Origin of the sequence: Bradyrhizobium sp. SZCCHNS3002 (assembly GCF_032377435.1) — a bacterium.
GTDB lineage: Bacteria > Pseudomonadota > Alphaproteobacteria > Rhizobiales > Xanthobacteraceae > Bradyrhizobium.
Genome location: NZ_JAUHHY010000010.1, coordinates 1 through 22,024 on the forward strand (window position 1 = coordinate 1; position 22,024 = coordinate 22,024).

17 protein-coding genes and 1 pseudogene are annotated in these 22,024 nt (G+C 66.6%); 10 read left to right on the forward strand and 8 right to left on the reverse strand.

Translation table 11 applies throughout. The features are described from left to right. The 4 genes and pseudogenes from QW845_RS21250 to QW845_RS21265 form a co-directional block, all read left to right on the forward strand. A pseudogene (locus QW845_RS21250) lies at positions 1–288 on the forward strand (hypothetical protein); the annotation flags it as partial. A gap of 401 nt (positions 289–689) precedes the next feature. Continuing rightward, a complete protein-coding gene (locus QW845_RS21255) occupies positions 690–4,469 on the forward strand; it encodes a S8 family serine peptidase (RefSeq protein WP_315803504.1) in 3,780 nt (1,259 codons plus the stop codon). A gap of 144 nt (positions 4,470–4,613) precedes the next feature. Beyond that, positions 4,614–5,771: a glycosyltransferase family 4 protein gene (locus QW845_RS21260; RefSeq protein ID WP_315803505.1), complete on the forward strand. Its 1,158-nt coding sequence runs from the start codon at positions 4,614–4,616 to the stop codon at positions 5,769–5,771. After that, complete coding sequence (locus tag QW845_RS21265; protein ID WP_315803506.1) at positions 5,768–6,769, forward strand: glycosyl transferase; 1,002 nt, start codon at positions 5,768–5,770, stop codon at positions 6,767–6,769. Before QW845_RS21260 ends, QW845_RS21265 begins: the two co-directional genes overlap by 4 nt. Positions 6,770–6,773: 4 nt before the next feature. Here QW845_RS21265 and QW845_RS21270 read toward each other — a convergent pair whose 3' ends face one another. Genes QW845_RS21270 through rfaD form a run of 4 tightly spaced genes read right to left on the reverse strand, consistent with a single transcriptional unit; the run spans position 6,774 to position 12,455 of the window. Then, positions 6,774–8,687: a nucleoside-diphosphate sugar epimerase/dehydratase gene (locus tag QW845_RS21270; protein WP_315803507.1), complete on the reverse strand. Its 1,914-nt coding sequence runs from the start codon at positions 8,685–8,687 to the stop codon at positions 6,774–6,776. Next, positions 8,684–9,967, reverse strand: a complete 1,284-nt coding sequence (locus tag QW845_RS21275; RefSeq protein WP_315803508.1) for an O-antigen ligase family protein — start codon at positions 9,965–9,967, stop codon at positions 8,684–8,686. Before QW845_RS21275 ends, QW845_RS21270 begins: the two co-directional genes overlap by 4 nt. Beyond that, on the reverse strand, positions 9,964–11,436 hold the full coding sequence (rfaE1, locus tag QW845_RS21280) for a D-glycero-beta-D-manno-heptose-7-phosphate kinase (RefSeq protein ID WP_315803509.1): 1,473 nt from the start codon (positions 11,434–11,436) through the stop codon (positions 9,964–9,966). The genes QW845_RS21275 and rfaE1 overlap by 4 nt, the downstream gene beginning before the upstream one ends. Before the next feature lie 38 nt (positions 11,437–11,474). Further along, positions 11,475–12,455, reverse strand: coding sequence for an ADP-glyceromanno-heptose 6-epimerase (gene rfaD / locus QW845_RS21285; RefSeq protein ID WP_315803510.1), 981 nt, complete (start codon positions 12,453–12,455; stop codon positions 11,475–11,477). 148 nt (positions 12,456–12,603) lie between these two features. Between rfaD and waaF the strand changes: the two genes are divergently transcribed. The 3 genes from waaF to QW845_RS21300 are packed head-to-tail and all read left to right on the forward strand — an operon-like array spanning position 12,604 to position 14,847. Then, positions 12,604–13,668 (forward strand): lipopolysaccharide heptosyltransferase II, encoded by a 1,065-nt coding sequence (gene waaF, locus QW845_RS21290; RefSeq protein ID WP_315803511.1) that lies wholly within the window; start codon positions 12,604–12,606, stop codon positions 13,666–13,668. Between the two features lie 57 nt (positions 13,669–13,725). After that, positions 13,726–14,319 carry a D-sedoheptulose 7-phosphate isomerase gene (locus tag QW845_RS21295; RefSeq protein WP_315803512.1) on the forward strand — a complete coding sequence of 198 codons (594 nt, stop codon included), beginning with the start codon at positions 13,726–13,728 and terminating at the stop codon, positions 14,317–14,319. Continuing rightward, positions 14,320–14,847 (forward strand): HAD family hydrolase, encoded by a 528-nt coding sequence (locus QW845_RS21300; protein ID WP_315803513.1) that lies wholly within the window; start codon positions 14,320–14,322, stop codon positions 14,845–14,847. On the opposite strand, the gene QW845_RS21305 is transcribed toward QW845_RS21300, so the two are convergent. After that, positions 14,829–15,875, reverse strand: coding sequence for a glycosyltransferase family 4 protein (locus tag QW845_RS21305; RefSeq protein WP_315803514.1), 1,047 nt, complete (start codon positions 15,873–15,875; stop codon positions 14,829–14,831). The two genes, QW845_RS21300 and QW845_RS21305, sit on opposite strands and share 19 nt — an antisense overlap. A gap of 130 nt (positions 15,876–16,005) precedes the next feature. Here QW845_RS21305 and galE point away from each other — a divergent pair, with 130 nt between their 5' ends. The 3 genes from galE (at position 16,006) to QW845_RS21320 (ending at position 19,673) form a co-directional block, all read left to right on the forward strand. Beyond that, positions 16,006–17,019 carry a UDP-glucose 4-epimerase GalE gene (gene galE / locus QW845_RS21310; RefSeq protein ID WP_315803515.1) on the forward strand — a complete coding sequence of 338 codons (1,014 nt, stop codon included), beginning with the start codon at positions 16,006–16,008 and terminating at the stop codon, positions 17,017–17,019. A 102-nt stretch (positions 17,020–17,121) separates the two neighbouring features. After that, positions 17,122–18,927, forward strand: coding sequence for an ABC transporter ATP-binding protein (locus QW845_RS21315; protein ID WP_315803516.1), 1,806 nt, complete (start codon positions 17,122–17,124; stop codon positions 18,925–18,927). Between the two features lie 44 nt (positions 18,928–18,971). Then, complete coding sequence (locus tag QW845_RS21320; protein ID WP_315803517.1) at positions 18,972–19,673, forward strand: fumarylacetoacetate hydrolase family protein; 702 nt, start codon at positions 18,972–18,974, stop codon at positions 19,671–19,673. 961 nt (positions 19,674–20,634) lie between these two features. Here the strand turns inward: QW845_RS21320 and QW845_RS21325 are convergent. From QW845_RS21325 to QW845_RS21335, 3 genes are all read right to left on the reverse strand, one after another. After that, a complete protein-coding gene (locus QW845_RS21325; RefSeq protein ID WP_315803518.1) occupies positions 20,635–20,964 on the reverse strand; it encodes a hypothetical protein in 330 nt (109 codons plus the stop codon). Positions 20,965–21,103: 139 nt separating this feature from the next. After that, complete coding sequence (locus QW845_RS21330) at positions 21,104–21,397, reverse strand: hypothetical protein (RefSeq protein ID WP_315803519.1); 294 nt, start codon at positions 21,395–21,397, stop codon at positions 21,104–21,106. An 86-nt stretch (positions 21,398–21,483) separates the two neighbouring features. After that, positions 21,484–21,951: a hypothetical protein gene (locus tag QW845_RS21335; RefSeq protein ID WP_315803520.1), complete on the reverse strand. Its 468-nt coding sequence runs from the start codon at positions 21,949–21,951 to the stop codon at positions 21,484–21,486. Between the last annotated feature and the right edge of the window lie 73 nt (positions 21,952–22,024).

Below are 22,024 nucleotides of genomic sequence, written 5' to 3' on the forward strand. Positions count from 1 at the left end.
GGTCCGGCGAGCGGCCCCGCTCCGCAAGCCGTCTCCCTGGCAGGACACGACACCTTCGTCTTCGCCGAGCATTTCGGCCAGGTCAGCGTCGCCGACTTCCATCTGGGCAGCGACACGATCGTCATCAGCCACGAGCTTTTCGCGAATCAGGCGGCGCTGTTGGCGTCGATTCACGACGATGCGGCCGGCAACGCCGTCATCACCGATGCCGCGCACGACACCATCACCGTCCAGCACGTCACGACGGCGGACCTGCTGACCCATTTGTCCAGTTTCCACCTGGTCTGATCGGCGCCCTTAATCTTCGGGGCGGGCTCGCGGGGAGCAAATCCCTGCTGTGCCCGCTCCGATCTCTGCCCCCGTCCGGAGTTGCCCCTGCGAAGGCTGGCTTGGGCCCGCGGCAATAGCCGCCTCCCCGAACACAATCAATAGTTGAATTCGATCGAACAGATCGAACAATGACGTATGGCCGAAGCGGCCATTCTTCGGTACCATTTTATACAAGATCGGGGGGCATCACTGCCCGATGCTTCAATTCCATCCCGCCTGTCGGCCTCGAGGACAGGATCACCATCGTTGCATGCATGCTTTACGAATCCGGCCGTACCGAAGACATTCCTGACCGCTGGCGTGAAGCCGCCCAGTCCCTCATTTTCGATCCTGCTGCTGGCCAACGTCACGAGTTGCATGTGCAGCAGCCTGCTGCGGACGCCGCAGACGAAGCCGAGCCGGCCCCCGCCATCGCGCAGGTCCAGCATGGCCCGGCCGAGCTGATCGATCCTGCAGCCCCGGCGCCAAGCGCTGATGCTCCGAGCGAGACGCCCAGCCTCCTCGCGCATGGCGACGCCGAGGCAACGGTGGTCACACAACTCTTCGACGTGAGCGCGCAGGCCCAGGCGGCGGCCGAGCCAACGGCTCGGACGGTGGTGGCCGGCTCGACCTGGCAAGTCACCCAGGAGACGTCCCTCCATCCGGCCACGCCGATTGCGGACAGCTCCGTCGAACCGGCGCATGCCGGGCAGAGTGCCAGCGCGAGCGGCGTCGTCCTGTCGATCAGCGTCGAGATGTGGTCAGGCGCCAGCGCATCGCTGCAGACATGGTCGTTCGGCAGCCTCGGAAAGCCCGCGACGGCGCACGCCGGACCGAGCGGCGAGCCGGCGCCATCGCTCCAGGACGCAGTGACGGAAGCCATCGCCTCGGCGGTCAGTGCACAAGGCGCGACCAGCGCCCAGGTCGTTCAGGCGCTCGGCGGCAACTCCACGGGCGTGACGGGAGCCGGCATCAAGATCGGCGTCCTCTCCAGCAGCTTCAACAATCTCGGCGGCGCCGCAGCGGACGAAGCCAGCGGAGCCTTGCCCTCGGCCTCCAAGATTCAGATCCTCAAGGACATGCCATCGGGCGGGACGGACGAAGGCCGTGCGATGATGCAGGTCATCCACGATATCGCGCCTGACGCCAGTCTCGCCTTCTACACCGCGTTCCAGAGCGAGCAGGATTTTGCCGACGGCATCATCGCGCTCGCCAATGCCGGCTGCAAGGTCATCGTCGACGATGTGAGCTATTCGGACGAGCCATTCTTCCAGAACGGCATTGTCGCCCAGGCCATTCAGACCGCTCAGGCCATGGGCGTGACCTATGTGACGTCGGCCGGCAACAACGGCAGCTCGGCCTATCAGACGTCCTGGACCTCGACCTCGGGCAGCATCGGCGGAAAGTATTTCGATGGCAATGCACTGAGCTTCGGCGGCAGCATCGCGCAGACGATCACCGTGACCGCGGGCGCGAACCTGCTCGTGCAATGGGACCAGGCTTGGGGTCAAGACACGTCACATCTCGCGGTCGACGTGTTTCAGAATGGACAGTTCCTCGGATACGTTGCGAACAATTCGCTGAATCCGTGGGTTGGTTTGCATTTCTCGGTCTCGGGCACCTACCAGATCGTGATCGCCAACACGGGATTTACTCCTCCTTCCACGATCAAGGAGATTTTGGCAGGCAACGGCCTCCCGGTCTCCATCAGCGGCGCCAATGTCGGGACGGTCTTCGGTCACGCGATGACGCCGGGGGTGATCACCGTCGGAGCCGTCAATGCCGCCAACACGCCGGCCTTTGGCGCAACACCGGTCTCGGAAAGCTTTTCATCGTCCGGCGCCGGGACCGAGATCCTGTTCGCCAACGACGGCACGCGCCTTGCGACGCCGCTCCAGCTCAGCCCGGTCGTGGTCTCCGGCATCGACAACATCTCGACGACCGTCACGGGAATGACCGACTTCTACGGCACCTCCGCAGCCGCCCCCAGCGTTGCCGCGATCGCGGCCTTGATCCTGACGGCCAATTCGACGCTGAGCTACGCCGACGTCTCGGAGATCCTGCAGCAGACCGCGGTGCCGATGGCCAATCCGGCGGTCGCCGGCGCGGGTCTCGCCCAGATCAATCCCGCGGTCGGATCGGCCCCCTATTTCGCCAACACCATCGTCGAGGCGCTCGGATCGATCAGCCTCGCCCAGGTCGGTGTCATCTACGATCTCAACACCATCGGTGCGAGCACATCGGTGGCGCTGCGGTTCAACGGCGCCAACGTCGTCGTTCACCAGCTGAGCAACTGGATGCCGATCGGCGTCGAGGCCAACGGAGGCGGCAGCTACGAAGTCGCCTGGAAGTTTCAGGGGCAGGATCTCTACACCGTCTGGAACGTCGACAGCAGCGGCAACTACACCGGCAACGCGATCGGCGCCGTCTCCGGAAGCTCGTCCGCTTTCGAGACATTTGAGACGTCGTTCCATCAGGACCTGAACGGCGACGGCACGATCGGCGTCGTCAGCACCGTCATCGAGGCCGCGGGAGCCACGAGCCTGGTCCAATCCGGCAACGGCTATTTCCTCAATCCGGTCGCAGGCGGGACGGGCCCGCAGGTCAGCTTCAACGGCAGCACCGTCAGCCCCGGGCAGCTCGGCGGATGGGCACCGATCGCGGCCGAAGCCGTCGGCAGCGGCTATCAGATCGCCTGGAAGATGGCGGGCAGCGATCTCTACACCGTCTGGAACGTCGACAGCAGCGGCAACTACACGGGCAACGCCATCGGCGCAGTCAATGGGGCCAGCAGCGCGCTCGAGGCGCTGGAGCCGAACTTCCACCAGGACCTGAACGGCGACGGCACGATCGGCATTCCGAGCACGGTCATCGAGGCCGCGGGTTCGACCAGCCTGGTGCTGGCCGGGTCGAGCTATTTCCTCAATCCCGTCGCCGGCGGCACCGGTCCGCAGATCATGTTCGGCGGCAGCATCGTGACCGTCGGTCAGTTCGACGGCTGGGCGCCCATCGCCGCGGAGACGTCCGGCAGCGGCTATGAGATCGCCTGGAAGATGGCCGGCGCCGATCTCTACACCGTCTGGAACGTGGACAGCAGCGGCAACTATACCGGCAACGTGATCGGCGCGGTTGCGGGAAGCTCCGCATCCCTGGAAGCGCTGGAGCCCAGCTTCCACCAGGATCTGAACGGCGACGGCACCATCGGCGCCCCAAGCGTGACACCCAGCGGCAGCGTGATCGAAGCGCTCGGGTCGACCAGCCTGTCGCTGTCGGGCACGACCTATCTGATGGCGCCGGTGTCGGGGGGGACCGCAACGCAGGTGATGTTCGGCGGCAACGTCGTCGTTGCCGGCCAGCTCAGCGGCTGGGCGGCGATCGCTGCGGAGGCCTCTGGCAGCGGCTATCAGGTTGCCTGGAAGATGGCCGGCACCGACCTCTACACGGTCTGGAACACCGATAGCAGCGGCAACTATACCGGCAACGCGATCGGCGCCGTTTCCGGCAGCTCGTCGTCCCTTGAAGCCCTCGAGACCAGCTTCCATCAGGACCTGAATGGCGACGGCACGATCGGGATCCCGACCATCGGCTCGGTGACGGCGAGCGCAGAGGCGGCCACGACGTCGAGCGCGGCCGACCTTGTCCTCGCCGCGCCTTCCTTCAGCGGCAATCTCATCGGATTCGGCGGCACGGCCGCTCAGATCGATCTCAAGAGCATCGCCTTCACGTCGCTTCAGATGCATTTCGACGAGACCAGCGGGCTGCTGTCGCTGAGCGACGGGTCCAACAGCGCGTCGCTGCACTTCGTCGGCCCATTGTCGCAGGACAGCTTTCACTTCGCAGCCGACGGCCAGGGCGGCACGCTGATCTCCGGGACCTCGATCTCCGGCGCGGCGTCCTCATCGGTGTCGCTGCAGGGACATGACACCTTCGTGTTCGCCGAGCATTTCGGTCAGGTGACGGTCTCTGACTTCAATCCCGGCACCGACCAGATCGTGTTCAGCCAGAGCATCTTCGCGGAGCAGTCCGCACTGCAGGCCGCCATCCATGACGACGCGGCGGGCAACGCCGTCATCACCGATGCGGCACTCGACACCATCACCATCCAGCACGTGTCGGCGGCCGAGCTGCTGTCCCACCTGTCGAGCTTTCATCTGGTCTGAGACCGGGGCGGCATTCCGAGGGCCGCCCCTCATCGTTGTCGGCACCGGCGGGCGGTTTTCCGCCAGTCGCAGGACAGATAACGGCTCGCGCGAGGGCCGCTCTTGGCCTATACGGCGCTTCGACCGCCCAAGACCGTGAGTTCGATGTCCCTGCCCCGCTCCGCTTCGCCGCGCCGCCTGCTGTACGTGGCCAACGAGGACTACGCCTTCCTGATGCATCGCCTGCCGATGGCGCGCGCGGCGCGCGAGGCCGGCTACGAGGTGCATGTCGCGACCAACGTCAACGCCGGCGCCGCCGCGATCGCCGCCGAGCGGTTCGTGCTGCATCCGATCCCGTTCCGGCGCGGCGGGCTGTCGCCGTCATCAGCCCTGCCCACGATCCGCGCGATCCGCGCCGTCGAGGCTGCGATCAGGCCCGACGTGGTGCATCATTCCGGGCTGCAATCGAGCGTGCTCGGCTCGCTCGCCACGCTCGGACGCACCACGCCCGTCGTCAACGCCATGACCGGGCTCGGCTATGTCTTCACCTCGGCGAGCTGGCGCTCGCGCCTGCTCAAGCAGAGCCTGCTGTGGCTGCTGCCGCGGCTCATGAACCGGACACTGAGCTGCGTGCTGGTGCAGAATCCGGACGATCGCCAGGCACTTCAAGCCATGGGCGTCCGCGGCGACAAGATCACGCTGATCCCGGGGTCAGGCGTCGACACCGACCGCTTCCAGCCGCTGCCGGAACCGGACGGGCCGATCACCTTCGGTTTTGCAGGACGGCTGCTCACCGACAAGGGCGTGCGCGCCCTGGTCACTGCCCACCGCATGCTGCGCCAGCAGGGCCGCAGCGACCAGTTGCTGATCGCCGGCTCCCCCGATCCGGCCAATCCCGCCTCAGTCTCGGCCGAGGAGGTCGAGGCCTGGCGGAACGAACCCGGCATCACCCTGCTCGGCCAGATCAAGGACATCACCGAGCTCTGGCGGCGCTGCCACATCGCCGTGCTGCCATCGCATCGCGAAGGTCTTCCGGTGAGCCTGCTGGAGGCTGCCGCCTGTGGCCGGCCGCTGATCTCCACCGATGCGCCGGGCTGCCGCGAGATCGCGATCCATGGCCAGACCGGGCTCTCGGTGCCGGTCGAGGACGCGGCCGCGCTGGCGCAGGCCATGGCGCAACTGGCGACATCGCCGGAGTTGCGCGCGCGCTACGGCACGGCGGCCCGTCAACTGGTCGAGGACAAGCTCTCGGCCAGGATCATCGGCCGCTCGGTGGTGGCGCTCTATGACCGCCTCACCGCGGCGCCGGACGCGCGCGGATGATCGCCCATCCCACCGGAGTCCTCGCCGCCATCGCCGTGCTCGCGGCCGCGATGTGCGGTGTGCTGATCGTGCTGCTGCGCCCGGTGCTGCAGCGCTACGCACTGGCGCGGCCCAACGCGCGCTCGTCGCACAATATCCCCACGCCGCAGGGCGCCGGCATAGCCGTGGTCGGCGCAACGCTCGTGGTCGGCGGCGCCTTTGCCTCCGCGATGGGCTTTGCACCGCTGCTGATGCTGTTCATCGCGGTGCCGATGCTGGCGCTGGTCGGCCTGGTCGACGACATCAGGCCGATCCCGGTGCTGCCGCGCTTGATCCTGCAGGGATTGGCCGTTGGCCTCGTCGTATTCACCGCGCCTGACGATCTCAGGCTGTTTCCGATCCCGCTGGCGATCGAGCGCACGCTGCTGCTGATCGCGGGCCTGTGGTTCGTCAACCTCGTCAACTTCATGGACGGGCTCGATTTGATGACCGTGGCTGAGGCGGTGCCGATCACGGCGACGCTCGTCCTGTTCGGCCTCTCCAGTGAACTGCCCTGGCCGGCGACCGCCATTGCTGCGGCGCTGGGTGGCGCCATGCTCGGCTTTGCGCCCTTCAACCGTCCCGTCGCAAAGGTCTTTCTCGGCGATGTCGGCAGCCTGCCGATCGGGCTGCTGCTCGGCTGGGGCCTGCTCCATCTGGCCTGGCAGGGCTCCATCGCCGCGGCGCTGCTGCTGCCGCTGTATTATCTGATCGACGCCACCTTCACCCTGTTGCGGCGGATGGCGCGGCGCGAGCCGTTCTGGGCGGCGCACCGCACGCATTTCTATCAACAGGCCACCGATAACGGCTTCACCGTCTCGCGCGTCGTCAGCGAGGTGTTCATCCTCAATGTCGTGCTTGCGACCCTCGCAGCCATCTCGGTCGCGCAGCGTTCCATGACGGTCGACGCCATCCTGCTCGTCTTCGGGCTCGGCGCCGTCACCTGGGTGCTGAGCCGCTTCTCGCGGCGGCGCCATTGAAGACTCAGGCCGCGCTCGAGCCGAATTCCGGCACCGCATCCTTCAGCACCGATTTGATCGTCACCGGATCATTGCGCGCGATCGCCTGATCGAGCGCCGCGATCCAGGCCTTCAGCGTCGGCATCGGCGGCTCGTTCGGGTTGGCGGCCATGATGCCGGCGACGCCGATCTCGACCGGCGGCTCCTCGCTCGCAAACAGGATTTCGTTCAGGCGCTCGCCCGGCCGGATGCCCGTGAACACGATCTCGACGTCGTACCCTGGCTGCAGGCCCGACAGGCGGATCATGCGCTCGGCGAGCTCGACGATGCGAACCGGCTGGCCCATGTTGAGCACGTAGACCGAGACATCCGGACGCTGCGGCGCCAGCGCATGCGAGGCTGCTGTGATCACCAGATCGCAGGCCTCGCGAATGGTCATGAAGTAGCGCACCATGTCCGGGTGGGTCACCGTGACGGGACCGCCCGCCTCGATCTGCGCCTTGAACTTCGGCACCACCGAGCCGTTCGACGCCAGCACGTTGCCGAACCGCACCGAGATCAGCCGCATCGGCGGCCGTCCCGCCGGCCGGTCGGCGAGCTGGCGGTCCAGCGCCTGGCAGTACATTTCGGCGAAACGCTTGGTGAGACCGAGCATCGACACCGGCTCGATCGCCTTGTCGGTCGAGATCATCACCATCGCCTCGGCGCCCGAGGCCACCGCGGCATCGGCGACGTTGATCGAGCCGAAGATGTTGGTCTTGACGCCCTCGCTCCAGTCGCGCTCGAGGATCGGCACGTGCTTCAAGGCGGCGGCATGGAAGACCAGATCCGGCTTGAAATCGCCGATCAGCGCGAACACCCGGTCGCGATCGCGGATGTCGGCGATGCGCCCCTCGACGGCGACGGCAGCCTCGGGATCGGCCGCGAGCGCCTCGGTGATCGCGTAGAGCGCCGGCTCGGAATTCTCCAGAATGAGCAGCCGCGCCGCGCCGAATGCCACGACGCGCTGGCAGATCTCGGCGCCGATCGAGCCTCCGCCGCCGGTCACCACGACGGCTTTGCCACGCACCAGCGCTTCCAGCCGGCCGTAATCGATCTTCTCACTCGGCCGCAGCAGGAGGTCCTCGACCGCGACCGGCGCGAGCCGTGGCGCATCGCCGCTCTCCAGCGACGGCAGGCGGCTCACGATCAAGCGCAACCGGCGCGCCCGCATCAGGAAGGTCTCCGGATGGCAGTCCGGATCGAACGCCGTCGGCATCATCAGGGCGCGCGCGATCGGCCGGTCCCGCCGGGCAAAGTCGGCCGCGACATCCTCGACGTCGTCGATGCCACCCAGCACCGGCACGCCGCGGATCAATTGGCCGCGGTCGGCGGCCGACGGCGAGAGAATGCCGATCGGCCAGATCCGCTTGACCGCGCCGCTCTCGATGCCGCGCAGGACGACCTCGGCGTCGGCCGCACGGCCGATCAGGAGCGCGGGCGCCGCGTCCTCCGACCGCGCGTGCCGCCGGACCCGCGTGTAGCGGAAATAGCGATAGGCGAACCGCAGCGCGCTCAGCGCAAAGATCTCAAGGAACCAATAGAGAATGATCGTGAGCTTGCCGAAGAAGAACGTGCCGCGGACGTTGGGCGCAACGATGATGTAGTCGAGCACCAGCAGCGCCAGCGTCAGCACCGTCGCGACGCGGACGATGTTCAGCGCGTCCGGCAACGAGATGAACCGCCATTTCGTCGTCAGCAGGTTCGAGAAGTAGAAGACGACGAAGCTGAAGGCGATGAAATATGGCAGGATCTGAAAGAGCAGCGGCACCCGCTCCCAGAAGGTGCTGGCGCCCTCGAAGCGGATGTAGAACGCGGCGAACAGCGCGACGACGCTGACCAGGAGGTCATGCGCGGCAATCAGCATATTCCGATAGGTCAGTTGAGACGGACGCGTCATGGTTCGAGCGTCCCTTGCACCGTGTCAGCAGACGTCCGCAATTGCAGCACCATTCCGCCGGCCACGCCGACGCCGATGACATACATCCACCCCTCGTGGAAATCGAAGATGTGGGAGTTGAACAGCGAGGTGAAGATGTTCTGCACCACCACGAGCAGCCCGATCCAGGCCACGAGCCCGTCACCGCGGAACAGCAGAAGATGCGCCGCCCACATCGCGTAGAGAATCACGATCCCCAGCGCGCCCCATTGGACCGCGACGTAGAGCGTCTGGTTGTGCGGGTTGCCGACGACCTGGCTCGAGGAGAGGTCGCGCGACCCGCTCGCGGCCAGCTCGAACAGGTGACGCGTCGAGCCCGAGCCGTGTCCGATCAGCGGCGCGTCGGCCAGGAACCGCAACGACTTGCGCCAGAACTCGAGCCGCTCGCCGATCGACGTCACGGCGCGATCGTTCCTGTAGTCCTGATATTGGCTCGTGAACGTCGCCACCTTGCCCCGCAATTGGGGGGACACGGTCCATGCCGCGAGGCCCAGCGCAAGGGCAACGGCCGCGATCAGCAGGTTGGCGCGCCATTTCAAGTGGATCAGCCCGAACACCGCAAGCAGGATCGGGATCGTCACCAGCGCGGTGCGCGACACCACGATGAAGATCATGTTGGCGAGGAACGCGACCATGATCGCGGTGAGCAGGCCCGCCGGCACGAAGCGGCGTGCGCGCAGCAATTGGGCGATCGGATAGGCCAGCGCCACGGCGCAGAGCGAGAACTCCTGGCCCTGGTCGATGTAGTTCTTCACGAAAATGCCGCGGTCGGCGTTGGCCTTGAGCGCAAGCGCCGGATTGAACGCGACCGCGGTCGACATCGCGACCATCAGCACGCAGGAGGCGAGAAACGCGGTGAAGACCCACAGCCCGCGCTCCGACCGCTGGAAGTGATAGAGCAGCGCCGGCAGCACCAGGAGCTTCGCCGCGGGTCCCACCGCGTAGAACCGCGCGCCCCACGCCACGTCCGACCACAGCGTTCCGACCAGCGCCAGCAGGAACAGCGCGATCGGCGCCAGCGCGATCGGCCGCTTCAGGACCTGCAGCAGACGTTCGACGTCGAGAAACGGCAGCATCGTGATCAGCATGACGACGCCCAGGATCGACACCAGCGAGGTCGACCACGGCAGCGAGGCGGCCAGCAGAATCGCCACGACATCGACCGTCGTCCGCCACGCCGCCGGATCGCGCCAGCGGCGCGCCAGCAGCGCCGGGCCGGGATGACCTGCCAGCGTCGTCATCGCGCCTCGCTCCGGGCGCGATCGACGAGTGCGGTCGTGCTGTGCCCTTTCAGGATGTCGATCAGGATCACCTCGCCGCCGGAGGCCTCGACGACCTCGTGCCCCACCACCTGCTCGCGCGTGTAGTCGCCGCCCTTGACCAGGACGCTCGGCCGGACCAGCTCGATCAGGCGGAGCGGCGTGTCCTCCGCGAAGATGGCGACGAGATCCACCGCCTCGAGCGCGGCCAGCACCTCGGCGCGCGCGCGCTCGTCCTGCACGGGACGGCTCTCGCCCTTCAGCCGCTTGACGGAAGCATCGCTGTTCAGACCGACCACGAGACGGTCGCAGGCGGCGCGCGCCGCGGTCAGCACCTTGACGTGGCCGGGATGCAGAATGTCGAAGCAGCCGTTGGTGAAGCCGACGCGCAGGCCCTCTCCCCGCCATCCCTCGACACGGGCGGCGAGTTCGTCGTCGCTCTCGATGATCTTCTCCTCGGCCGCGCGATAGGCATGCGGCAGGATCTTTCGGCGCAGTTCGGCCGACGTCACGCTGGCGGTGCCCTGCTTGCTGACGGCCACAGCCGCCGCGGCGCTCGCCATCCGCAACGAATCCTCCCAGGCGGCGCCCGCCGCGAGCGTCGCGGCAAGCACGGCGACGACCGTGTCGCCGGCGCCGGAGACGTCGCGCACCTTCACGGGATAGGCCGGCACGTGAATCGGATCGCCCTCGCGCGGGACCAGCGTCATGCCGCGCTCGCTCTGCGTCACCAGGATCGCCTCGCAGTCGGCGAGATAGATCGCATCCTGCGCGGCCGCGGCGATCTCGTGATCGGTCTCGGCCCGGCTGCGGGTCGCTTCCGAAAACTCCTTGCGGTTCGGCGTCAGCACGCTCGCGCCGCGATAGATCGCGAGATTGGCGCTCTTGGGATCGACGATGACGCGCTTGCCGGCCTTGCGCGTCGCGTCGATGACGTTGCGCAGCACGCGCGCCGTCAGCACGCCCTTGGCGTAGTCGGACAGCAGCACGATGTCGGCCCGCGCGATCAGCGGCAGGATGGCCTCGATCAGCTTCTGCTCGATCTCGCCGGACGCCGGTGCGGCGCGCTCCCAGTCGGCGCGCAGCATGTGGGTGGAGAAATGTTCGGAGACGAAGCGCACCTTGCGCGTCGTCGGGCGCGAAGGATCGCGCACCAGCACGCTCTCGATGCCAGCCTCCCTGGCGAGCTCGGCCTCGATCTGGTCGCCAGCCGCATCCTGCCCGACAAGGCCGACGAAGATGCAGCGGGCACCGAGCGCGGCGATGTTGCGCGCGACGTTGCCGGCGCCGCCGATATTGATCTCGCTGCGCTGGACCGCGATCACCGGCGCAGGCGCCTCGGGGGATATGCGCGACACCTCGCCATAGACGAACTCGTCCAGCATGAGGTCGCCGATGCACAGCACCGTCTGGCGGGCGATCGCTTGCGAGAGATCGTCAAAGTCGAACATCAGCGGCAGTCTCGGTGCAATGGTCGGAACCAGATCGTCTAGCGGAAGCGGTCGGAGGAATCGAGATAATCTCGGACATAACCGGCGACCGCATCCTCGAGCGACGTGAAGCCGCCGTTGTAGCCGGCGGCCACCAGCCGGTCGACGTTGCTCTGGGTGAAGTACTGGTAGCTGCCGCGAATCGCTTCGGGCATGTCGATGTACTCGATCCGCGGCGTCGCACCGAGCGTGGCATAGGCCGCGAGCATCATGTCCTTGAAGCTGCGCGCCCGGCCCGTGCCGACGTTGAACAGGCCCGACACGGAGGGAGAAGCCAACAGCCACAACATCACGCGAACGACGTCGTCGACATGGATGAAGTCGCGGCGCTGGTCGCCATCGGCGATGCCTTCGCGGTGCGACTTGAACAGCTGCAAGGTGTGCCCGGCCTTGATGTCGTCGAAGCGGCGGGTCAGCACGCTCATCATCGATCCCTTGTGGTACTCGTTGGGACCGAAGACGTTGAAGAACTTCAGCCCAACATATTGCGGCGGCAGCCGCTCGCCGCGCTCGGCGCGCGCTGCGACCGCCATGTCGAACAGATGCTTGCTCCAGCCGTAAAGATTCATCGGCCGCAGCGTCCTCAGCGCGGTGAGCGACGGATCATCGACGAAGCCCTGCGCGCCGTCGCCATAGGTCGCCGCCGACGAGGCGTAGATGAACGGCGTGGTGTTCGCCGTACACCAATCGAGCAGCCGCAGCGAACTGCGGAAGTTGCGCTCCATCACCAGGTCGCCGTCAACCACCGTGGTCGCGGAGATCGCGCCCATGTGCAGGACGGCCTCGAGCCTGCGACCCTTCAGCCAGGCGTCCAGATCGGATGGCGGCACGACGTCCGCCAGTTGCCGCTTGGCGAGGTTGCGCCACTTGCCCTCGCTGCCGAGCGTGTCGCAGACGACGACATCGGTGCGGCCCGCATCGTTCAGCGCCGCAACCAGATTCGATCCGATAAACCCGGCGCCGCCGGTCACCAGCAACATTCAGCAACCCGTCCTGATCCCGAAAACCCCGGCCCTCGCGTAGCGCATGCGACGGCAAAGTGTAAGCGCTTTGGTGACGGCCCGCTCGGCCCACTTTACGTGCGGCGGCCGAGCGGCTACCAGCGCGCCTGAGCCAGGCAGACAAAGAATGAATTCGAATTCGACCAAGGTGGAGGTGGACACCGCGGACACCAGCCCGATCCTGATCATTCCCTATATGTGGATCGGCGATTTCGTGCGCGGCCATACCGTGGTGCGGGTGCTCAAGGAGCGCTGGCCGAACCGGCCGGTCGACCTGCTGGTGACCTCGCTCTGCGCCCCGCTGGTGGATTACATGCCCGGCGTCCGCTCCGGCATCGTCTGGGACCTGCCGCGCAGCCGGTTGGCGCTCGGCCGGCAATGGCAGCTCGCTGCGATGTTGCGCGAACGCCACTATCGGACCGCCCTGGTGATGCCGCGGACCTGGAAATCGGCGCTGGCGCCCGCGCTCGCCGGCATCCCCGAGCGCGTGGGCTTCGTCGGCGAGGTCCGCTTCGGCCTGCTCAACCGCTGGCGCTGGGGCGAGAAAGCGCTCCCCCGCTTCATCGACAAGAATGCCGCGCTGGCGCTGCCCGACCGGGCGCCGCTGCCGCCGGAATGGCCCGTACCGCAGCTGCGGGTGCCTCAGGACGACGTCGCACGCTGGCGCGAGGCCCATGGCCTGGGGAACCGCCCGGCCGTAGCACTGGCCCCGGGGTCGGTGGGTGCCGCCAAGCGCTGGCCTTTTTACGGCGAGGCGGCCCGGCTGCTGCGCGAGGCCGGCCTCGACGTCTGGGTGGTCGGCGGCCCAGGCGAGAAGGCGCTGGCCGCCGAGATCGTCGCCACCGGCGGCCCTGCCGTCCGGGACCTGACCGGAACCGACCTACGCAACGGCATCCTGGCCATGGCCGCGGCCGGCGTCGCCATCTCCAATGATTCGGGGCTCATGCACATCGCCGCGGCGCTGGGGACGCCGACGATGGGCATCTTCGGCCCGACCAGCCCGTACCATTGGGCGCCGCTGAACGGCCTCGCGGCGACGGTCCAGACCAGGACCCAGCTCCCATGCCAGCCCTGCCACCGGCCAGTCTGCAGGATGAACGACCACCGCTGCATGCGCGACATTCCGGCGACCGAGGTCGCCGCCACCGCCCAGCGGGTCCTTGCCGACGCGGCGATCCCGGTCGCGCCCTAGCTTGCGAAGCGGCACCGCGCCCCATACACCGGCGCTGACGTAACCCGAGCCGCCACCGTGACCCGCGCCCCCGACCCGATCGCCAGCCATCTCGCCCGCTCCCGCGCCGCCATGGAGCGCGCGGCCGACGATGCCGCGATGCTCGCCTGCGCCGGGCGGATCGCCGCGACGATCATCGCGGCGCTGCGCGGCGGCCACAAGCTGCTGATCGTCGGCAACGGCGGCAGCGCGGCGGATGCCCAGCACATCGCGGCCGAGATCGTCGGCCGCTACAAACAGGAACGGCGGGCCTACGCGGCGATCGCACTGACCACCGACACCTCGGCGCTGACCGCGATCGGCAATGACTACGGCTTCGATCACGTCTTCGCCCGCCAGGTCGAAGGGCTCGGCGCGCCCGGCGACGTGCTGCTGGCGATCTCGACCTCCGGCCGGTCGCCGAGCATCCTCAACGCGCTGCGAAAGGCGCGCGAGCGCGGACTGAGCACCGTCGGCTTCACCGGTGCCAAGGGCCTCGCGATGGGCGAATTGTGCGACGAGCTGCTGGTCGCGCCGAGCGACGACACACCGCTGATCCAGCAGATCCACCTCGCCACCGCGCATGGCATCTGCGAGGTGATCGAGGCGACGCTGATGCAGGACGAGGGCTAGATGACGACCGATCAGCTCAAGCCGGCGGCGTTTCTCGACCGCGACGGCGTGATCAATCACGACGACAACTACATCGGCTCGCCCGAGCGCATCCGCTGGATGCCGAATGTGGCGCAGGCGATCCGGCGACTCAACGACTCCGGCTATCACGTCTTCCTGTTCACCAACCAGTCGGGCGTTGCGCGCGGGCTGTTCTCGGAGGACGACGTGCTTAGCCTGCACGATTGGATGCGGGCCGAGCTCGCGGCGCAGGGGGCCGTCATCGACGACATCCGCTACTGCCCCTACCATACCGAAGGCTCCGTCGAGCAATATCTGCGCGAGCATCCCTGGCGCAAGCCGGCGCCGGGCATGATCCTCGACCTGATGCAGCACTGGCCGATCCGGCGCGAGGGCAGCTTCGTGATCGGCGACCGGGCCTCCGACATGGCCGCGGCCGAAGCCGCCGGCCTGCCTGGCTTCCTGTTCGCCGGCGGCGACCTCGACGCGTTCGTCGCCGACATCATCGCTCAGACCAGTCCGCGATAGACGGCGGCGATCTTGTCGGCCTCGGCCTCGAGGCTGAATTTTTCCACCACGCGCGCTCGCGCCTTCTCGCCCATCACACGTGCCGCCGCCGGATCCTGCATCAGCGGTTCGAGCGCTGAGACCAGCGCATCGACATCCCCCGGCGGCACCAGCACGCCTGTGACGCCCTCCTTGACCACGATCTCCGCCGCGCCCGCGCGCGCTGCGACCAGCGCGGCGCCTGCCGCCATCGCCTCGATCAAGGTCAGGCCAAAACCTTCGTTGCGGGAGGTGAAGGCATAGATCGTCAACCGCTGGTACCAGCGCTGGACGTCGGCGATGTCGAGCTCGCCGGTGATGACGATGCGCTGCTCCAGGCCGGCGGCGGCGATCTGTTTCTTCAGCTCGCTCGCGAACGGCATCTGCTCGGGCGTCACGGCGCCGACCAGCACCGCGGAAAAATCCGGAAAACGCGGCAGCAGCCGGCACATCGCGGCGACGAACACGTCGCTGCCCTTCTGCGCGCGGACGCGGCCGAAGCAGCCGATGGCATATTTGCCCGGCAGGCCGCTCTCGGCGAAGGCCGCGGCGCGATCCACCGGCGGCGCATAGATCTCGGTGTCGACGCCGTGCGTCACCACCGTCGCCTCGCGCTTCAGATAGGACGCCGAGATGTCGCTGGTGGCGATGATGGCGTCCATGCGGCGGATCAGCCAGCGCGTGATCCAGCTGTGATGGCGCTGCGCGGCCGAGGTGAACACCAGCTTCAACGGCCAGCCCAGCGCCCGCAACACCACGCCGACGATCATCTCGTCGTTGCGGCGCGCGTGCCAGATCAGCGACCGCCGCCGGCCCCACAGCTTGAACAGATCGCTCGCGCCGATCCGCGCGATCCCCTCCGGCGCGTAGGAGCCGAGCCACGCCGCGCGCACCAGCCTCGCCAGCTTCGGCGCCACCATCCGGTTGGTCGCGGTCACGCCGGAATAGCGCCGGTGCAGGTTGGGCACGATGACGTCGAGATCGGCGGCAGAAACAGGCTCGGCTTGCACTACTCACTCCAATTGCAGCGGTTCCCTATACGCAACATTAAGCATCGCCGCCAGTTCGCTATGCACGCAACAGGTCCTTCATTTCGCGGGCGTTAGTCTGCGGCAAAACAAACAGGGATCGCGTCAAACAATGACCGTGCTCGTGACCGGCGGCGCCGGCTATATCGGCAGCCACATGGTGCTCGCGCTGGCGGAAGCCGGCGAAAGCGTCGTGGTGATCGACAACCTCTCGACCGGCTTCTCCGCCTTCGTGCCCGACGGCGTGCCGCTGTTCATCGGCGATGCCGGCGACGAAAATCTCGTGGACGGCGTCATCAGCCAGCACGGCGTCGACAGCATCATCCATCTGGCGGGCTCGGTCGTGGTGCCGGAATCGGTGCGCGATCCGCTGCTCTACTACCGCAACAACACCATGACCACGCGCAGCCTGTTGAATGCGGCAGTCGCGCGCGGCGTCAGCCGCTTCGTGTTCTCCTCGACCGCCGCGGTCTACGGCAATCCGGACGAGGTTCCGGTGCCCGAGAGCGCGCCGACCCGGCCGACCTCGCCCTACGGCACCTCGAAGCTGATGGCCGAGATCATCCTGCACGACGTGGCGTCGGCGCATGACCTCAACTACGTGGTGCTGCGCTACTTCAACGTCGCCGGCGCCGATCCGTTCGGACGCAGCGGGCTTGCGACCGTCGGCGCGACGCATCTGATGAAGATCGCGATGGAGGTCGCCACCGGCCAGCGCGCCAAGATCGACATCTTCGGCACCGACTATCCGACCCCCGACGGCACCTGCGTCCGCGACTTCATCCATGTCTGCGATCTCGCCCAGGTGCACCGCTCCGCGCTGGCCTATCTGCGCACCGGTGGCGGCTCGGTCACGCTGAATTGTGGGTACGGCCGCGGCTATTCCGTGCTCGAGACCATCGAGGCCGTCCGGCGCGTCTCCGGCCGCGCCATTCCCGTCCAATACGCGCCCCGCCGCCCCGGCGACATCATGAGCATGGTCGCCGACACCAGCCGTTTGAAGGCGCTGCTCGACTGGACCCCGACCTATGACGATCTGGAGACGATCGCCGCCCACGCGCTGGCCTGGGAGGAGAAACTGTTCCTGGAACGCCACAGCGGCGCGCTGCAGCGGGCCTCGGCCTAGAATCAAGCACTTAGCCGGAGGCCGGGGGGCTTGAAAAAGCCGCCCCGAGCGGGCAAGCACACTTGGCCGCCCGGCGATTTGCCCCGGCGGCCAGGGACCAGAATGGCCGACTTTCCGAAGAAGATCACCGACGATCCCTATGGCGCCGCGATCCTGATCCGCCGCCTCGTGATGGAACAGGGCCTCGCCTACTGGCGGCGCTATCTCACCGCCTTCGCGCTGATGGCGGTGGCGGCCGGAGCGAGCGCCGCGGCGACCTACGTTCTCGGCCAAGTCATCAACAAGGCCTATGTCGAGAAGAGCATCCCGGGCATCGTCGTGCTCTCCGGCGTCACGGTGCTGCTGCTGTTCGTCAAGGGCGTGACCACCTACGGCTACGCCGTCATCCTGTCCAAGATCTCCAACGCCATCCTCGCCAACAATCAGCGGCAGCTGTTCGCCAAGCTGATGAACGAGAGTGTCGGCTTCTTCTCCGAGCGCCATTCGTCGGAGTTCCTGGCGCGGCTCACGTCCGGCGCCAAGTCGATCACCGACATCCTCAACATGCTGATCAACGCCATCGGGCGCGATCTCGTGACCCTGATCGCCATGATCGGCGTGATGGTCATGCAGGATCCCTGGATGTCGCTGCTCGGCCTGCTCGTGGTGCCGCCGGCGATGCTGGTGCTGCGCAAGCTGGTCAAGCGCATCAAGGGCCTCGCCTACAACCAGTTCACCGGCACCGCCGACATCCTCGAGACGATGCAGGAATCGCTGCAGGGCATCCGCACCGTCAAGGCGTTCACGCTCGAAGACACGATGCGCGCGCGCATCGACGAGAACATCGCGGTGGTCGAGCGCAACGCCAACAAGATGGCGCGGGTGTCGAACCGCTCCAACCCGCTGATGGAGATGCTCGGCGGCTTCGCCGTCGCCGGCTGCCTGATGTATGCCGGCTACTCGGTGGTCGCGCTCAACGCCACGCCGGGCCAGTTCTTCTCGTTCATGATCGCCTTCCTGATGGCGACCGAGCCGGCGAAGCGGCTGGCGCGGCTGAACATCGACCTCAACAGCCAGCTGGTCGGCGCCCGCATGCTGCTCGAGGTGGTCGACAGCCCGGCCAGCGAGCGGCCCGATGACGACAAGCCGGCGCTGAAGCTCAGCGACGCCAAGATCGAGCTGCGCGACGTCTCCTTCGCCTATCGCGACAACGATCCGGTGCTCCGGCGCATGAGCTTCGTGGCCGAGCCCGGCAAGGTCACCGCGCTGGTCGGCCCGTCCGGCGGCGGCAAGTCGACGGTGCTGGCGCTGCTGCTGCGGTTCTACGAGGCGACCGCGGGCGACATCCTGATCGACGGCCAGCCGATCGCGCAGGTGTCGCGCCGCAGCCTGCGCGAGCAGGTCGCCTATGTCGGCCAGGACGTCTATCTGTTCCGCGACTCGATCCGCGCCAACATCGCCTTCGGCAAGCCTGACGCCACCGAGGCCGAGATCATCGAGGCGGCGAAGGCCGCGTGCGCGCACGATTTCATCATGGGCTTCCCGCTCGGCTACGACACGCCGGTCGGCGAGCACGGCACCCAGCTCTCCGGCGGCCAGCGCCAGCGCATCGCGGTTGCCCGCGCCCTGATCCGCAATGCGCCGATCATCCTGCTCGACGAGGCCACCGCGGCGCTGGATTCCGAATCCGAGCGCCAGGTGCAGGAGGCGATCGAGCATCTCTGCCAGAACCGCACCACCATCGTCATCGCGCATCGCCTGCACACCATCATGAACGCCGACGCCATCCTCGTCGTCGAGGCCGGCGAAATCGTCGAGCGCGGCCGGCATGACGATCTGTTGCGCCGTGGCGGCCGCTATGCTTCGTTCTTCCGCCTGCAACAGCGCGACATGGGGCCGAACGTCATCCCCATGACCGCGACTTCGTGACCGCGACATCCTGAAAAGCCCATTTCACCGCATCGAGACCTTTCATGAGCGCCTCCACCGTCATCCCGGCCTTTCCGCAGCCTTCTCTTCCTGTCGTCGGCGAAGCCGGTGTCTTCCCGGTCCGCCGCATCTGGTGCGTCGGCCGCAACTATCTCGAGCACATCCGCGAGATGGGCAATGATGAGCGCGACCCGCCGTTCTTCTTCGCCAAGCACGCCGACATGCTGGCGCCCGAGGGCGCCGTGATCCCCTACCCGCCACTGACCCAGGACATGCATCACGAGGTCGAGCTGGTGGTCGCGCTCAAGAGCGGCGGCCTGAACATCCCGACCGACAAGGCGCTCGACCACGTCTACGGCTACGCCGTCGGCATCGACCTCACCCGCCGCGACCTGCAGCTCGCCTCGCGCAAGATGCAGCGCCCCTGGGAGGTCGGCAAATCGTTCGACCATTCCGCGCCCTGCTCGGCCGTGGTGCCCGCGGCCAAGATCGGCCACCCCGCCAAGGGCAAGATCTGGCTGTCGGTCAACGGCACCGAGCGCCAGACCGGCGACCTCTCCGAGCTGATCTGGAACGTGCCGGAGATCATCTGGAAGCTGTCCCAGCAGGTCGAGCTCGCCGCCGGCGACATCATCATGACGGGCACCCCCGCCGGCGTCGCGGCCGTGGTGGCCGGCGACAAGATCGAATGCGGCGTCGACGGCGTCGGCACGCTGAAGGTGAGCATCGGGCCAGCGGCGAAGTAAGCCGCCAACGCCTCCAAGCTTCGAACGACAAAAAGGCCGCGCCCCGCGCGGCCTTTTTCATTGGGGGCAAGTCGCCGAGAGCACGAACACGCCCGCCGCTCTGGCGGCCCAGTCCCCTCGCGGCGGGCAATCCGAACTGACGATCGGCGTGCTGCGCTCGCCTCTTTCCAGGTCGTCATGGCCGGGCTTGTCCCGGCCATCCACGTCGCTCGGCATGCGCAGGACGACGTGGATGGCCGGGACAAGCCCGGGCATGACGGAGTCACAAACTGCCCCGGTCCATCGTCGCGGCAGCCCCACGTACTCGTAGCGGCGCACCACGCCGCGCAAGCATTATCATCTCCACATTCTCAAACAGCATCGCGTCGATCCGGGGCGAGCATCGACGGCCTCGCGACGCATCCCGCGCCCGAGTGATGCTCCAATTCCCGCCCTCTCCGAATGGAGGGCGCAGGGAAGGCCGGGCGCTGGCCGCGCCCGTGGCCCGCCTGCGAAAAAAATGCAGGCGGCAGGTACCACAGGTCTGGCCGAACACACCCGGCCCTCCCCGCGCGATGGTTTTAACAGGCTATAGCGCGCTCTTCCTGGTGCACCGGGCTTTCTGGCCACCATGTCGCGCAATGCGCTTTCGCGCATTACGCTGGATACTAGCGTCGGAGTATCAGAACCACACGCCTTCACCGTCCGCGAGACAAGCGTTCGTCCGTGCCAACAGCACGCCGCCGCCCGCGTCCACCGCTCCCCGCTGCCAACGTCCGTGACGACCGCGAACCGTCCCCTACCGTGCAACGGGATGGGCGGGACTGTAATGCTGATTTGGCGAAATTGTCAATCCGCTTATGTTTTTCGGAAGCGCTTGACAGGATATTCTGATTACCGTGATTTGACCGACAGCTCGGTAAGCGTGGACGCGGGTATCAACTAATCACCTCTTTGACCGTCCCAATGACCCGGAACAGACTTAGGAAGCTCGTGGCTCAAGCACCGCCGCCAAAGAGCGGTCTCCCAGAATCCTACTGCCGGGAGGCAGACTGTCTCTTGTCAGAAACGGGAGCGAGACGACCACCCGCCAACGTTGGTCGAGTGGCACCGATGGATCGCGAATGTTGAAATGCACAACATGAAAATTCGCGTCAGCGTCGAAATGCTTGCCATCCGGCTTCACTACGCGCACCCGATGAGAGCCATTTTTCCAACCTGCCTCCGGGACCGAGAAGTCGGGCACGATAGCCAAACCGATTCCGTCAAGTTGGAATACTTGTTCGACAATCAGGAGTTCAGTCTGCGACATACGGCAACACGATATATCCATATTGAGGTCGACGACGGGCCCGAGCGAGCGTAGGGCGGATCGGCCGCAGGCGTAAGCCGCCGCCCATCCGGAACAACGACGGTGGATTACGCCGCGCCAATCCTCCCTACTCCGTCCGCTAGTTCACAGCACCGAAGATAAGTGCATGGAGCCACAACAACAGCGCGCCTATGGCGAGTACCGCAAAAAAGGCAACGGCCAACCACACTGATCGACGCCACGAACCGTAATACTCTTGCGAAAATCCGCTGGGGAGTGGCCTTCTGAGTGAGAAGAGGCTGCCGCGTCGATCGCGGTACTCACCGGCTCTGACCAACGTCTGCTGAACTCCCAAAAGGAGAAGCACAGCGCCGCATCCGAAATCGACAAAGATCAACAAATGAAGAAAGCCGCGCAGTGCTTCGCGAAGCATGACCTTGGTCCTTACCCCACCTCGCGAGCGTAGGGCGGGTTAGCCGCAGGCGTAACCCGCCGCTCGTCCGGAACAACAACGGCGGATTACGCTACGCTAATCCGCCCTACTCTGCCATACCTGTTGCGCGACAAGCAGCGGCAACGATCACCTCGCAAACACAACGCCAAGGGTCCATCCTTAGCAGCCAAACGGGACCAGCCGGGTTTGCTTCCCTTAATCAGTCTGGCCAACACCACTTCCGACACGCGAATGCAGGCAGCCGTCTCGGAGCCCAGCCGATCCCAGCTGACCGTGACGGAAGAAGCAGACGACGGTGGAAAGAATTCGGCCGTCTGATCTACGAAGGCCAGGGGATTGGCATATGGCGCCGCGTCGCGATCGGTCCATTCGGGCTGCTCAGGAGCTGAGCAGCGGTTGTAGAGCCAGACGTCGCCGCAGATCGCTCGCTCGGAGTCGAGCCAATAGGCATAGGCGACCCGGCCATCGTCTTCGACCATGATCGTCGCCGTACCATCCGGCGAGACGAACTCGCGAAGAAACCCCTCGTTCAAGATCAACTCCCGGGAGCGTATGCCGCCCATCAACTAGAGACGCATCGAGGTTCCGGCTTTAGCGACAACCATA

Coding starts and splice junctions, on each gene's coding strand:
- QW845_RS21260 (WP_315803505.1), top strand. CDS start 4,614: ATGTCCCTGCCCCGCTCCGCTTCGCCGCGCCGCCTGCTGTACGTGGCC.
- QW845_RS21265 (WP_315803506.1), top strand. CDS start 5,768: ATGATCGCCCATCCCACCGGAGTCCTCGCCGCCATCGCCGTGCTCGCG.
- QW845_RS21270 (WP_315803507.1), bottom strand. CDS start 8,687: ATGACGCGTCCGTCTCAACTGACCTATCGGAATATGCTGATTGCCGCG.
- QW845_RS21275 (WP_315803508.1), bottom strand. CDS start 9,967: ATGACGACGCTGGCAGGTCATCCCGGCCCGGCGCTGCTGGCGCGCCGC.
- rfaE1 (WP_315803509.1), bottom strand. CDS start 11,436: ATGTTCGACTTTGACGATCTCTCGCAAGCGATCGCCCGCCAGACGGTG.
- rfaD (WP_315803510.1), bottom strand. CDS start 12,455: ATGTTGCTGGTGACCGGCGGCGCCGGGTTTATCGGATCGAATCTGGTT.
- waaF (WP_315803511.1), top strand. CDS start 12,604: ATGAATTCGAATTCGACCAAGGTGGAGGTGGACACCGCGGACACCAGC.
- QW845_RS21300 (WP_315803513.1), top strand. CDS start 14,320: ATGACGACCGATCAGCTCAAGCCGGCGGCGTTTCTCGACCGCGACGGC.
- galE (WP_315803515.1), top strand. CDS start 16,006: ATGACCGTGCTCGTGACCGGCGGCGCCGGCTATATCGGCAGCCACATG.
- QW845_RS21315 (WP_315803516.1), top strand. CDS start 17,122: ATGGCCGACTTTCCGAAGAAGATCACCGACGATCCCTATGGCGCCGCG.
- QW845_RS21320 (WP_315803517.1), top strand. CDS start 18,972: ATGAGCGCCTCCACCGTCATCCCGGCCTTTCCGCAGCCTTCTCTTCCT.
- QW845_RS21325 (WP_315803518.1), bottom strand. CDS start 20,964: ATGTCGCAGACTGAACTCCTGATTGTCGAACAAGTATTCCAACTTGAC.
- QW845_RS21330 (WP_315803519.1), bottom strand. CDS start 21,397: ATGCTTCGCGAAGCACTGCGCGGCTTTCTTCATTTGTTGATCTTTGTC.